This window comes from Curtobacterium sp. VKM Ac-2922 (assembly GCF_022815645.1).
Classification (GTDB): domain Bacteria; phylum Actinomycetota; class Actinomycetes; order Actinomycetales; family Microbacteriaceae; genus Curtobacterium.
The window spans coordinates 14,660-27,989 of the sequence record NZ_JALGRO010000015.1 but is presented as its reverse complement, the minus strand read 5'-3'; the positions used below and the strand labels follow the sequence as shown (position 1 = coordinate 27,989).

The window sequence follows — 13,330 nt, the reverse complement described above, 5'->3', positions numbered from 1 at the left end:
CGGTGTTCCGCGGTACCGTGGTCGGCGATGAGGTCCGGCCGCCGCACGCTGTTCGCGCTCGTCGCCGCGGTCGTGGCGCTCGGCGCGGTCGCGTCGTGCAGCGGGGACCCGATCGGCGACCAGAACGCCACCGTGACGGCCGACCCCGTGATCTACCCGCTGTCGCTCCGCTACCACGGCATCGACGTCGTGCGGGACGTGCCGTACGGGGCCGACCGGCTGCAGCAGCTCGACGTCTGCCTGCCCGCAGGCAGCGACCCCGACACGACGGCGACGCCGGGTGCCGGGGGCGATGCGCGTGGCGGGGCGGCCGACGATGCCATACCGTCGTCCGCGTCGTCGTCTACCGCGTCGTCGTCTGCCGCTGCGTCGTCTGCCGCTGCTGCAGAGGGGGTCGCGACGGCTGTCCCGGGTGCTGCGGTCCCGGCTCCGGCGTCCGCGGCACCCCGTGGGACCGGGTCCCGTCCCGCGGTGATGATGATCCACGGCGGCAGCTGGTCCCACGGCGACAAGGACACGGCCGCCTACCGCGCCGTCTGCCAGTACCTGGCGTCCGAGGGCTTCGTCACCTTCAACGTCGACTACCGACTGGCGCCGACCGACCCCTTCCCCGCCGGGCTCGACGACACCCGCCGGGCGCTCGACTGGGTCTTCCGGACCTCCACCCTCGAGACCTACGACGTCGACGCCGACCGGGTGGGGGTGTTCGGGGGCAGCGCGGGCGGCAACCTGGCGGCGATGCTGGCGGTCGAGGACCACGAGTCGACCGCCTACGCCGACGGTGACCGGATCCGGGCCGTCGTCGACCTGAGCGGTCCGACCGACCTGACGGCGCGATCGACCGAGTCGGACGGGGTGTCGGCGGCGTTCCAGCGGCGCCAGCTGCTCTACCTCGGCTGTTCGGCGTACGTTGGTTGCCCCGCGGCGGAGCGGGCATCACCGACGTACCAGGTGAGCTCGGACACGGCGCCGTTCTTCATCGGACACTCCACGCACGAGTTCATCCCGATGTGGGAGTCGCAGGAGTTCGCGACGGCGCTGCGGTCGCACGACGTGCCAGTGACCTTCGTGGCGGTGCAGGGGACGGCGCACTCGATCGCGCAGCTCGACCAGGCGATGAGCAAGCGCGTCGTGGCGTTCCTGCGGCGGCACCTGGGCTGAGCCGGCGGGCCGGCGGGCCGCCGGGCCGCCGGGCCGGCCCGGACACGAGTCTCGGCCTGGCGGACAGTCTGCGGCCGACGCACGGCACAGCGTGTCCGCGGGGCCGAGACTCGGCGCGCGGCAGCGCGGGACGGGAGGCTCGGGCTGGTCCGGCAGGCGACCAACCGGTTGGCGGCGGAGTCCGGCGGGTCGGCGAGTCTCGGCCTGGCGGACAGTATCCGGCCGGGGAGCGGCGCAGAGTGTCCGCGGGGCCGAGACTCGGCGCAGCGGTGCCGAGACTCGGCGCGCTCCGGCGGCGCGCGGCATGCGGGCGTGCCGGACGGGAGGCACGGGGCCGGTCCGGCAGGCGGCGGACGACGGGCGTACCCCGAGTGGGTGGCACTCGGAGTCGGGACTGCCGCCGCGGGCCGTGCGGACGCAGACTTCGGAGGTGACCGACACCTCGACCCGCCCCGCGCGACCCGTCCGCCCCACCACCCCGTGGGAGCGCCGGACCCGCAGCAGCACGGTCGCCGAGCTGCTGCTCGGGCTGTCGTTCTTCGTGACGGTCGGGTTCGCCGGCTACGGTGCGGCGACCGGTCACACGTCCGCCGTGGCGCAGCTCGGTGCCGTGGTGTTCCTGGTCACGCTGACGGTCGTCGTCGTGCGGTGGTTCGTGGCCGTCGACCTGGAGGACGTCGAAGCGCGCTAGCCGCCGCTACTCGGCAGCAGTCGACCGTCGACGGAACGTCTCACGCGCCCACTCCCGCAGCGTCCGACGCGGGAGCCCGGCAGCCTTCCGGTCCGCCCGGCGCTCGCGCGCCCGCTCGACCAGGAAGTACAGCGCCGGCAGCACCACGAGCGTCAGCAGTGTCGAGGACACCAGACCGCCGATCACCACGAGCGCGAGCGGCTGCGAGATGAACCCGCCCTGCCCGGTGACCCCGATCGCCATCGGCACCAGCGCGAAGATCGTCGCGAGCGCCGTCATCAGGATCGGCCGGAGTCGGCGGGTGGCGCCCTCGATCAGGGCCTCACGCACGCGCAGACCCCGGCGCCGGTACTGGTTGACCAGGTCGATCAGCACGATGGCGTTCGTCACGACGATGCCGACCAGCATGAGCACCCCGATCAGCGACGCGACGCCGATCGGGATCCCGGACACGATCTGCAGGATGATCGCGCCCGTCGCCGCGAAGGGCACCGACACCAGCAGCAGCAGCGGCTGCAGCAGGCTGCGGAACGTCGCGACCATGACCACGTAGACGATGAGGATCGCCACGAGTGCGGCGAGCAGCAGCTGGCTGAACGCGGACGACTGACTGGAGGCGACACCACCGATCGACGCGGAGGCCCCCTTGGGCAGGTCGAGCTGGTCCACGGCACTGGTCACCGCCGTCACGGCGGCACCGAGGTTCGCGGAGTCAGGGGTCACCGTGATCGTCGCGGTCCGGACCGCGTCCGAGGTGGTCACGGTGGTCGGACCGTCCGCCTTGTCCACGGTCGCGACGTCGGACAGCGGGACGGTGCCGGTCGACGTCGGGATGGACAGCGATCGGAGGGCATCGACGGTGGTGGGCGGCTCGGGGTCGGCGATGTAGACGTCGAGCGATGCGTCGTCGATCTCGACGGTGCCGGTGTCGCGCGGCGAGACCGAGGCCGCGACGATGCCGCCGACCTGGGTCTCGGTGAGCCCGAGCGACGCGGCCTTGGCCCGGTCGACCTTGACGGCCAGGTACGGCTCGGCGGCGGACAGGTTGCTGGTCGCGCCGGTGGTGTGGGCGACGTCCTTGAGTGTCTTGAGCGCCGTGTCGGCAGCGGTGCGCAGCTGCGCCTGGGTCGGGGCAGTGATGTCGACCTCGATGTCGCTGCTGCCGCCGAAGCCGCCGCCCGACGACGACAGCGAGATCGTGCCCGCGTCGGACAGCCGGTCCAGGCGCTTGCGCGTGTCGGACTGGATCCGGGCCTGGTCGGCACCGGAGTCGGTCGTCACGGCGTACTGGATCGACGCCGTGCCACCGCCACCGAATGCCGCCTGGATCGACTGCCCGCTGGTGCCGATGGTGGTCTGCACGGTGTCCACGCCGTCGACCGCGCGCAGTTGCCGTTCGACCTTGGTGGCCTGGGCGGACTGCACGTCGAGCGAGGCACCCGGGTCGAGGTCCTGCGTCACCGTGAAGGTGTTCTGGCCGGAGTCGCCGAGGTAGTTCGTCTTGACGAAGGGCAGCGCGGCCGCGGTCCCGCCGAGCACCAGGACGGCCAGCACGACGACGACCGCCGGGAACCGCAGGACCCAGTGCAGCAGCGGCTGGTAGCCGCGGCGCAGGCGGTCGGGCGCACTGGCGTCGTGCAGGTCGGCCGCGGACCGCAGCTCGGTCGCGGTCGCCGACCCCGTTGCCTCGGATGCCGCCGGGACCGCGGCTGTGCCGGCGTGCTCGTGCCCCTTCGGCGCGCGGAGGAACCAGTACGCCAGCACGGGCACGATCGTCAGCGCGACGAGCAGGGACGCGATGAGCGCCATCGTCACGGTGAGGGCGAACGGCCGGAACAGCTCGCCGACGAGCTCGGCGACGAACGCAACCGGCAGGAACACGACGACCGTGGTCAGCGTCGACGCGGTCACGGCGCCCGCGACCTCGCGCACGCCGTCGAGCACGGCCTGACGGCGGTCCACTCCGGGTTGCAGGTGCCGCTTGATGTTCTCGATCACGACGATGGAGTCGTCGACCACGCGGCCGATCGCGATCGTCAGCGCCGCCAGCGTGATGATGTTGAGCGTGTAGTCGGCGGCGCGCATGCCGATCGCGGCCAGCAGCACCGAGGTGGGGATCGAGATCGCGGTGACGATCGTGGAGCGCACGGACAGCAGGAACACCAGGATCACGACGACGGCGAACCCGAGCCCGAGCAGGCCTTCCTCGGCCAGGGAGTCGATCGACTGCTGGATGTAGGGCGCCTGGTCGAACACGACCGTGACGCGCGGGTCCCCGGTGATCTTGGACTCGATGCCGGGCAGCGCGGCCCGCACGGTCTTCGACACGTCGACGGTGTTGGCGTCCTGCGTCTTGGTGATGGCGATCGTCAGGGCCTGCTCGCCGTCCACCCGGCTGATCGAGGTGCGCGGGGACTCGGTGATCGCGACCTTCGCGACGTCGCCGATCGTGCTGGCGGTCGGGCTCGCACCGGGCGCCGTGGTGCCCCCGGTGAGCGGCAGCGCCTTGATGTCGGCGATCGAGGCGATGCGCTCCCCGGTCTGCACCGACAGCGTGGAGCCGTCCTGGGTGATGGTGCCGCCGGGGATCAGCGTGCCGTTGTCCTTGAGGGCGTCGGAGATCGCCGTCTCGGACAGGCCCCGCTCCCCGAGTGCCGTGCGGTCCGGGGTGATCAGCACACGGCGACCCGGGTTGCCGTAGATGTCCGCCGCACGGACACCGTCGAGCTTCTCGAGGTCGGGGACGGCCGTGGCGGTCAGCCGGTCGACCAGTTGCTCCTGGTCGCCCTTCGACGACACCGCGAGCTGGATCACGGGCAGGTCGTCGAAGGACCCGGTGACGATCTGGGTCTGCACCGAGTCCGGCAGCGACAGGGCGTTGACGACGGTCTGGATCTTGTCCTCGGCGCTGGCGAGGTTCGACCCGTAGGCGAACTCGGCCGACACGACGCTCTGGCCGGTCGACGAGGTGGCGGTCGTCGACTTCAGGTCGGGCACCGCCTGGATGCCCTGCTCGATCTTGGTCGAGACGTCGTTCGAGACGACCTCGGGCGTGGCGCCGGGGTACGCGCTGACGATGGCGACCTGGGGGAACTGGACGCTCGGGATCAGCTCCTGCTTGAGGCTGGACAGCGCGATGCCGCCGAAGATCGCGACGACGATCGTCACCAGCGCGATGAGCGCGCGGTTCCGCAGGCTGAAGACCGAGAGCAGGTACACGCGATGATCCTTGCAGGTGGGACCGACGCCGGGCTCAGCTGCCGAGCAGCAGGTACGTCGCCAGCACCGCGACCGATCCGACCACCCCGGTGCCGAGTGCCAGCACCCGGGCACCGGGCGACCGCGCCAGGACGATGCCCGTCACGAGCACCGCGACGCCGACGCCGATCTCGACGATCCACGTCACCACGCCGGTCGTCGCCGCGACCTGCAGCAGCGACCGCATGCCCTCGCCGATGAGCACCGCGGCGACGGCCCCCGCTGCCGCGCCGCGCTGCCGACCGTCGGCGGAGCGCACGGCGATGGACACGGCCCCGGCCAGCACGCCGGCGGGGACGGCCATGAGCACCCAGAAGCTGGTGGGCGACAGCGTGTCCGGGAACCCCCGCAGGTTCGACGTCGCCCAGTAGCCCACGTGCAGCAGCTCGAGCAGCACGACACCGGAGACCATCGCCAGCGCGAGTCCGGCACGTCCTGTCCGGATCCGCAGCCCGAGCAGCAGGACGACGGCGACCAGGAACCACGGACCGGCGGAGTTCGACAGGGTGGACAGCGGACCGACGGCCTGGCCGAACGACGTCAGCACGCCGGCCAGCAGGGCGCTGCCGAAGACCATCGACACGCGCGCCACCACGGGCACGGGCGGGACCGGTGACACGGGACGAGCAGGCGCGAGCGGGGTCATGTGACCAGCCTGACGACCCGATGCGCGCCCGTCGTCACCCGGACGGGCGAACCACACCGGTTGCGGGTCCTCCGGAGGAATGACGAGCACGTGCGATGCACCACACCACCACGAGCGCCACCGCGCGCTCAGACCACCGCGGCCAACGACCCCCGCGTGCCCACGCTCGAACCGCCCGTCCGCGCCCACGACCGCTCGAGCACGTCGACCAGTCGCACCCGCTCGGCCGGCGCCATCGTGAACGGCACCCGCAGGAACCGTTCGAACCCGCCGTCCGGCCCGAACACCCCACCGGATGCGAGCACCACGCCCTCGGTCCGCGCCGCCAGGACGAGCGCGCTCGAGACAGGTCGTCCGAGCCCCACCCACGTCGTCAACCCGCCCGCCGGCGACGGCACGTCCCACTCCGGCAGCCGCGTGCGCAACGCCCCCACCACCTCGTCGCGACCCTCGCGCAGCGACGCACGCCGGGCCTCCAGGACGGTCTCGGTCAACGGCACCAGCTCGCGCGCCACCAGCTGGTCGAGCACCGGCGTGCCGAGGTCCCCCGTCGGGCGGGCGAGCAGCAGCCGTTGGAGCAGGTCCGGCTCGGCGCGGATCCAGCCGATCCGCAGGCCGCCCCAGAACACCTTGTCGGCCGACCCGATCATCACCACGGACGACGAGCGGGTGGCGAGCGGCACCGAGGCGGGTCCGTCGATCCGCAGTTCGCCCATCGTCTCGTCCGCGATGACGGTCGTCCCGACGCGCTCGGCGACGTCGACCAGGAGCGCGCGGGCCTCGGCCGACATCGTCGAACCGGTCGGGTTGTGCAGCTCCGGCATCACGTAGGCGACGGCCGGGGTGGATCGGCGGAGCGCGGCCTCGAGCACGGCGACGTCCCACCCGGTGCGCGCGTCGACGGGCACCCCGACCAGGCGCCCGCCGGCCTCGCGGAACGCCTCGTGCGCGTGCGGGTAGGTGGGCGACTCGACGAGCACGGCATCCCCCCGTCGGACGAGCACGCGGGCGAGCAGGGCGATCGCGTGCTGGGCGCCGATGGTCACGATCACCTGGTCGGACGATGTCGGCAGCCCCCGATCGGTGTAGCGCGCGGCGATGGCGGCACGGAGCCCCGGGTCGCCGACGGTGTCGTACCCGATGCCGGCGAGCGCCGCGGGCACGTGCCGCATCGCCCGTTCGACGGCCTCGGCGATGCCCGGAGCCGCGTGCAGCGCCGCCTTCCGCAGGTCGAGGACGTCGCCCGACACCACCCCGCCCAGACGCTCGGGGTCGGGCCGGCCGACCAGGTCGCGGGGCAGTCGGACCACGCTGCCCGAACCCCGCAGGGACACCAGGTACCCGGAGGACCGCAGCCGCGCGTAGGCGTTCGCGACCGTGGTGCGCGAGACGCCGAGCGCCTCGGCCAGTCTGCGCTCGGCGGGCATCCGGGTGCCGAGCGGGATCCGGCCGTCGATGACGAGCATGCGGACCGCGTCGGCGAGGGCCTCGTACGCGACGGCGTTCGACCCGGCGCGCCACTCCCGCAGCAGGGCGGCGGCGGCACGGGCACTCAGCAGGACGGGGGTCATCCGGCCACCGTAGCCGGATTGGCTCTCGACCGGCAGTCCAATTCCCGCCACGATCGGATCATGTCCCGCCCCACGACCATGTCACTCCGCTTCGTGCAGCTCTTCGTCGGCCTGTTCCTGTACGGCGCGTCCACCGCGCTGCAGGTCCGCGCTGTCGTGGGGGTGAGCTCGTGGACCGTGCTGACCGAGGGTCTCGAGCACGTGGTGCCGTGGTCGTTCGGACTCATCACCGTGGTGTCGAGCGGGATCATCCTGCTGTTCTGGATCCCCCTCCGGCAGAAGCCCGGCATCGGCACCCTGCTGAACGCCCTGGCCATCGGCCCGTCGGCGGACCTGGTGCTGTGGCTCGTCCCGACGCCGACCGAGCTGGTCGGCCGGGTCCTGCTGTTCGTCGCCGGACTGCTGCTGCTCGCTCTGGCCACCGCGTGCTACATCGGCGCGGGGTTCGGCACGGGTGCGCGCGACGGGTTGATGGTCGGCCTGCACGAGCGGCTCGGCTGGCCCGTCTGGCTGGCCCGGACACTGATCGAGGTCACGGTCGTCGTCGTCGGCTGGTTCCTCGGGGGCGACGTCGGCGCGGGCACCGTCATCGCGGCCTTCGCGATCGGCCCGATGGTGCAGCCGCTCATGCCGCTGTTCCGTCGGTTCCCGTGGAGTCCGGTGCACACCGGTGCTGGTGTCGTCGCGAAGGACGCGGATAGGGTCGCGGCATGCGCCTCGGAGTCTCGTCCTACAGCTTCGCCCGCTCCCTGACGAACGGGTCGATGACCCTGCTCGACGTGGTCGACTGGGTCGCGGACGCCGATGCGGACCACCTCGAGCTGGCGGTCGGCGACGAGCTGCTGACCGACCCGGCACTGGTCGACCGGATCGGCCAGCACGCGACCGACCGCGGGGTCGAGCTCGCGAACCTGGCCGTGGGTGCGGACCTGAGCGGCCCGGACTTCGACGACCAGGTCGCTCGGCTGCGGGCGCACCTGGACGTCGCACACCGGCTCGGGATCACCCGGTTCCGGCACGACGTCGTGCCGTGGGCATGGCGCGAGTCCGACCAGGCCGAGTTCGAGGACCGTCTGGCGCGGATCGTGCCCGTCGTCCGTTCGCTCGCCGACCACGCGGCCGGGCTCGGGATCACCCCGATGGTCGAGGACCACGGCTTCGCGTTCAACGACCCCGAGCGCCTGCTGCGGCTGGTGCACGAGGTGGACCATCCCGCGTTCCGCGTGCTGCTCGACGTCGGCAACGTTGTCTGCGTCGACGCCGATCCGCTGGTGGCCGTCGACCGTCTGCTGCCGGTCGCGGCCGTGGTGCACCTGAAGGACTTCCTGGTGCGGCAGACCCCGCCCGCCGCCGAGGGCTGGCTGACCACGCTCGCCGGCCGCGCCGTGCTCGGCACCGTCGTGGGCCACGGTGACCTGCCGATCCCGCGGATCGTGGAGCGGATCGCCCGGAGCGGGTTCGACGGGCCCGTCTCGATCGAGTTCGAGGGACTCGAGGACGACCGCGACGCGGTCGCGCGGGGCATCGGGAACGCCCGCCGCCTGTGGGCGGCCGCCGGCGGGCCGGCGTGACCCGTTGACGCACGGACCGGCCAGGCGCCCGGCGTGATCCGCTGACGGACGGGAGGCTCGGTGCCGGTCCGGCACCGAGCCTCCCGTCCGTCAGGTGGTCGGGTCAGACCGACCGGACCGCCACGGTCGTGCCGGTCGCCGCCGACTCCTGCGCTGCCAGGACGACCGCCAGCGTCCGGAGTCCCACGGCGGCGTCGGGCTGGGGCTGCTCGCCACGACGGACCGCGGCGACGAAGGTGTCGAGCATGGCCGCGTCGAAGTCCGGTCCGTACGGCAGCACGACCGAGCGCCCCGTGGCGGACTCGAGCCCCCGGGCACTCGGCCCGAAGAAGTCGATGTCGACCGATCCCCCGGTCCCGACGACCGTGATCGCCAGCCCGCCCCAGGTCGGCGACGTGTCCGGGCGGCTCCACGAGCAGTCGATCGCCGCGACGGTGCCGTCCGCGTAGGTGATCGTGACCAGGCCGGCGGTCTCGGCCTTCGCCCGCGCGGCGTGCAGCGTGCGGTTCGTGACCGCGGTGACGGACACGGCCGGCGTGCCGTCGAGCAGTTCGTCGAGCAGGTCGGCGATGTGCACGACGTGGTCCACGAGCGCGCCGCCACCCGACAGCTCGGGTTCGGTGAACCACGATCGGGTGAGCGGCAGCATGCCGTTGTTGGCACCGCGCACCGCGAACACCTCGCCCAGGCTGCCGGCGCGCTTGGCCGCCGTGAGCCGCGCGAAGGTGCTGGCGAACCGCACCGGGAAGGCGACCATGAGCATGACGCCCGCGGCCTCGGCGGCGGCGCGCATCGCGAGCCCGTCCTCCCACGTCGTCGCGAGGGGCTTCTCGCACAGCACGTGGGCGCCGGCGGCCGCGGCCAGCTCGACCAGGGGCCGGTGGCGGGCGTTCTCGCTCGTCACCACGACCGCGTCGACACCCTGCTCGAGCAGGTGTTCGTACGAGTCGACGTACGCGACCCCGAGGGCGTCGGCGAGCGCGCGGCCCCGCAGGTCGACGAGGTCGGTGCCGGTCGAGACGCCGTCGGGGTCGGTGCCGACGACCTCGACGTCGGGCATCGCGGCCAGGGCAGCCAGGTAGCCGATGGCGTGCGTGTGGGCGAAGGACATCACGCCGATGCGGAGCGGGCTCATGCGTGCACCTGGGTCTCGGGCAGGTCGACGGGCTGGCCGGTGGCGACCGAGCGGAGCGCCGCGTTGACGATGTGCACCGCGGTGGCACCGTCCTCGGCGGACACCCGCGGGGTCGCGCCGCCCTGGAACGCGCCGAGGTACTCGCGGATCTCGAGGAAGTACGGGTCCTCGGCCGGGTCGACCTCGGGCATGTCCCCGCCGATGCCCTCGGCGTCCACCAGCTCGGCGACGTAGTTCCGTTCGGCGCGCGAGTCGTGCGACAGGCTGCCGAGCGTGCCCGTGACCGAGTACTCGGTGACGAAGGGCAGGTGGTCCGGTCCCCAGACGCCCGCGACGTGGCTGATCGCGCCGGACGCGTGGGTGAGCAGCACGTGCGCTGCCTCGACGGGGTGCTCGACGTCGCCCTTCCGGACGTGCACGGCGCTGACCCGGACGACGTCGCCGGCGATCCACCGGGCGATGTCCAGGTCGTGGATCATCTGGTCCATGATGATGCCGCCCGACAGCTCCGGGTCGGCGAACCAGGCCGACCGGGTCGGGAAGGCACCCGACCGGACGAAGCGGAGCACCGCGAGGTCACCCAACTGCCCGGCGTCGACCGCGTGCTTGAGCCGGACGTACTCGGGGAAGTACCGCACGACGTGGGCCGGGTAGAGCTGGCGACCGGCCTCGTGCGCACGGCGGACCAGGTCGTCGGCGTCCTCGTCCGATCGGGCGAGGGGCTTCTCGCTGATGACGTCCTTGCCCGCGGCCAGTGCGGCACGGACGACCTCGGCGTGGGCGTAGGTGGGAACGACCACGTCGACCACGTCGACGCGCTCCAGGAGTTCGTCGAGCGAGTCGACGACCTGGCCGCCGAACGTCGCCACGAGCTCGGGGGCGCCGACCTCGGAGTACACCAGGACGTCGCCCAACCGGAGCAGGTTCGGCAGGTGAGCCTGGGCGATCACCCCCGCCCCGACGAGGCCGATCTGCGGTCGCGGTGCGGTCATGGTGTCCTCCTGGGGTGGTCGACGGTGACGGGGTCGGTGGAACGGATGGGGGTGGGGCTCGGTGTCGACGTCGCAGCGGCGGCGCTCGCCAGCACCGCGGCACCGGCGAGTCCGGCACCGGCGCCGACGAGCGACTGCTCGATCCGCGGGGCCGGTCGCCAGCCGAGTCGGGCGTCGACGGCGTCGCGGAGCGGGACGAGCAGGCGTTCCCCCGCCTCGCCGAGTCCGCCGCCGATGACGACCACGGCCGGGTCGAGCACGGCTGCCAGGATCGCGACCCCGGCGCCCAGGGCGTCCACGGCGTCGGCCCACACGGCGGCCGCGACGGGATCGGTGTCGATCGCGTCGATGATCTCGGGTGCACCACCGTCGAGGGTGCCACCGGCCTCGCGGTAGCGCCGGCGGAGGTTGCGCGCGGACGCGTAGGCCTCGACGCAGCCACGCTGGCCACAGGTGCAGGGTTCGCCGCCCGGTCGCACGCACACGTGCCCGACCTCGCCGGCACCGCCCGCTGCGCCGACGACCAGCCGGCCGTCGACGACCAGGCTGGCGGACACGCCCGTGCCGATCGGGATGAAGACCATCTCGTCGACGTCGCGACCGGCCGCGGCGCGTGCGGCGATCTCCGCGGTGGCCGCCGCCCGGGCGTCGTGCGCGACGGCCACCGGCACGCCGTAGCGCTCGCGCAGCAGGTCCACGATCGGCAGGTCCTGCCAGCCGAGGTTGACGGCGACGACGACCCGGCCCGCCTCGGAGTCGACCACGCCGGGGGTGCAGAGCCCGATGGCCACGAGCGGGTGACCCGCTGCCCGGGCGCTCGTGACGAGCCGGTCGATGACGGAGCGCACGGCGGCGAGCGCGGCACCACCGGGCCCCGCCGGGACGGGCTCGACGCCGCCGGAGGTCGGGACGACCACCCGGTCGAGCACCACGTCGCCGATGCGGACCTGGCCCTTCACGGTGGTGCCGCCGACGTCGACCGCGACGACGGCGCCGGGCAGCGCGGTGCTCATGCGGACTGCTCCGACGCGGTGCGGACGAGTTCGTCGATGCGGGTCGGCGCCAGGACCTCGTCGATCGCGAGCAGGGTGGCCCCGCGGATCCCGGCGTCGCGGGGCGACGCGCTGGCACGGACGTCGAGGTCGTCCGCGATCATCGGCAGGCACGACCGGTACAGCTCGCCACGGATCGTGGCGACGAGGACGCCGGAGGCCGACATCGCGCCCGCGAGCACGACGTCGCTCGGGTTGCAGAAGTTCACGATGCCCGCGAGCACGCGGCCGATGTGCTCGCCCGCCCGGCGCAGCTCGTCGAGGACCGCCGTGTCGCCCTGGGCGGCCAGGGCCAGGAGGCCGTGGGTGCCGGACACGTCGCGGCCGGCGGCCCGCAGCCGTGCCACGATCGCCCCGCCGCTCGCGACCGACTCCAGGCAGTTCGGCACCCCGCAGGTGCACCCGATCGCTGCCTGGCCGTCGACGGGGGTGTGGCTGATCTCACCGGCCGCTCCCCCGACACCGCGGTGCAGGCGGCCGTCGAGCAGGACCCCGGCGCCGATGCGCGTCCCCACCTTCACGGCGACCAGGGTGGTGTCGTCCCCGTCGACCGGCCGTTCGGCGACGGCGATCAGGTTGGCGTCGTTCTCGACCAGCACCGCGACGTCGGTGTACTCGGCGAACAGCTCGGGCAGGACCGCGCCGTGCCAGGACGGTTCGAAGCTCGGGGTCGCGATGCTGCCGCCGGGGTAGGACACCGGCGCGGGGACGCTGATCGCGGCGCCGCGGAACCGGGCCATGTCGAGGTCGTTGTCCGCGGCGAGCTCGACGAAGCGCTGCCAGAGCGCGGCGACCGACGCCCGGGGGCCGCTGGCGACCGGGACGGTGGCCGTGCCGTGCGCGAGCGCCTCGGTGTCGGCGAGCACCGTGCCCGCCAGGTCGCTCAGGACGATGCGGACGTGGTTGGCACCGAGGTCGGCCGCGGCGACGAACCCGGCGTCGGCGGCGAGCTCGAGTCGCCGCGCACGACGACCCCCGCGGGACCCCTCGGAGCCGGTCTCGCGGACCAGCCCCAGGGCGGTCAGGGCGTCGACCCGCGCCGACGCGGTGGAGGGTGCCAGTCCGGTGCTGCGGGCGATGCTCGAGCGCGAGACGGTGTCGGCGGAACGGATCAGGCGCAGCACGTCCCCGGCGGATCCGGGACTCCGCCCCATGTCCTGGTAGTGGCGCTCGGTCATGCCGACACTGTATCGACCTTGTTGTCGATTGCCGAACAAAGTCTGCCCACTTTCGACTGTTTACTTTTGGTCATC

General features: G+C 73.2%; 11 protein-coding genes. 4 read left to right on the top strand and 7 right to left on the bottom strand.

All coding sequences use genetic code 11. The features are described from left to right. The first annotated feature begins 27 nt into the window (after positions 1-27). Both MT346_RS16045 and MT346_RS16040 read left to right on the top strand, forming a co-directional pair. A complete protein-coding gene (locus tag MT346_RS16045) occupies positions 28-1,161 on the top strand; it encodes an alpha/beta hydrolase (protein WP_243564091.1) in 1,134 nt (377 codons plus the stop codon). A 430-nt stretch (positions 1,162-1,591) separates the two neighbouring features. Continuing rightward, positions 1,592-1,852: a hypothetical protein gene (locus tag MT346_RS16040; RefSeq protein WP_243564090.1), complete on the top strand. Its 261-nt coding sequence runs from the start codon at positions 1,592-1,594 to the stop codon at positions 1,850-1,852. Positions 1,853-1,858: 6 nt separating this feature from the next. On the opposite strand, the gene MT346_RS16035 is transcribed toward MT346_RS16040, so the two are convergent. The 3 genes from MT346_RS16035 to MT346_RS16025 all read right to left on the bottom strand — a co-directional run bounded on the left by MT346_RS16035 (position 1,859) and on the right by MT346_RS16025 (position 7,327). Then, positions 1,859-5,071 (bottom strand): efflux RND transporter permease subunit, encoded by a 3,213-nt coding sequence (locus MT346_RS16035; protein ID WP_243564089.1) that lies wholly within the window; start codon positions 5,069-5,071, stop codon positions 1,859-1,861. A gap of 34 nt (positions 5,072-5,105) precedes the next feature. Further along, complete coding sequence (locus MT346_RS16030) at positions 5,106-5,756, bottom strand: DUF6518 family protein (RefSeq protein WP_243564088.1); 651 nt, start codon at positions 5,754-5,756, stop codon at positions 5,106-5,108. Positions 5,757-5,884: 128 nt separating this feature from the next. Beyond that, positions 5,885-7,327 carry a PLP-dependent aminotransferase family protein gene (locus tag MT346_RS16025; RefSeq protein WP_243564087.1) on the bottom strand — a complete coding sequence of 481 codons (1,443 nt, stop codon included), beginning with the start codon at positions 7,325-7,327 and terminating at the stop codon, positions 5,885-5,887. A 60-nt stretch (positions 7,328-7,387) separates the two neighbouring features. Here MT346_RS16025 and MT346_RS16020 point away from each other — a divergent pair, with 60 nt between their 5' ends. Both MT346_RS16020 and MT346_RS16015 read left to right on the top strand, forming a co-directional pair. Next, entirely contained in the window at positions 7,388-8,080 is a 693-nt protein-coding gene (locus MT346_RS16020) for a YitT family protein (protein WP_243564086.1), read from the top strand. Next, the gene (locus MT346_RS16015; protein WP_243564085.1) at positions 8,038-8,898 is read left to right on the top strand and encodes a sugar phosphate isomerase/epimerase; all 861 of its coding nucleotides are present in this window, start codon (positions 8,038-8,040) and stop codon (positions 8,896-8,898) included. Before MT346_RS16020 ends, MT346_RS16015 begins: the two co-directional genes overlap by 43 nt. Before the next feature lie 103 nt (positions 8,899-9,001). On the opposite strand, the gene MT346_RS16010 is transcribed toward MT346_RS16015, so the two are convergent. The 4 genes from MT346_RS16010 to MT346_RS15995 are packed head-to-tail and all read right to left on the bottom strand — an operon-like array spanning position 9,002 to position 13,255. Further along, positions 9,002-10,033 (bottom strand): Gfo/Idh/MocA family protein, encoded by a 1,032-nt coding sequence (locus tag MT346_RS16010; protein WP_243564084.1) that lies wholly within the window; start codon positions 10,031-10,033, stop codon positions 9,002-9,004. Next, positions 10,030-11,025, bottom strand: coding sequence for a Gfo/Idh/MocA family protein (locus MT346_RS16005; protein ID WP_243564083.1), 996 nt, complete (start codon positions 11,023-11,025; stop codon positions 10,030-10,032). Before MT346_RS16005 ends, MT346_RS16010 begins: the two co-directional genes overlap by 4 nt. After that, positions 11,022-12,038 (bottom strand): ROK family protein, encoded by a 1,017-nt coding sequence (locus tag MT346_RS16000; RefSeq protein ID WP_243564082.1) that lies wholly within the window; start codon positions 12,036-12,038, stop codon positions 11,022-11,024. Before MT346_RS16000 ends, MT346_RS16005 begins: the two co-directional genes overlap by 4 nt. Beyond that, the gene (locus MT346_RS15995; protein ID WP_243564081.1) at positions 12,035-13,255 is read right to left on the bottom strand and encodes an ROK family transcriptional regulator; all 1,221 of its coding nucleotides are present in this window, start codon (positions 13,253-13,255) and stop codon (positions 12,035-12,037) included. The genes MT346_RS16000 and MT346_RS15995 overlap by 4 nt, the downstream gene beginning before the upstream one ends. Positions 13,256-13,330: the final 75 nt, after the last annotated feature.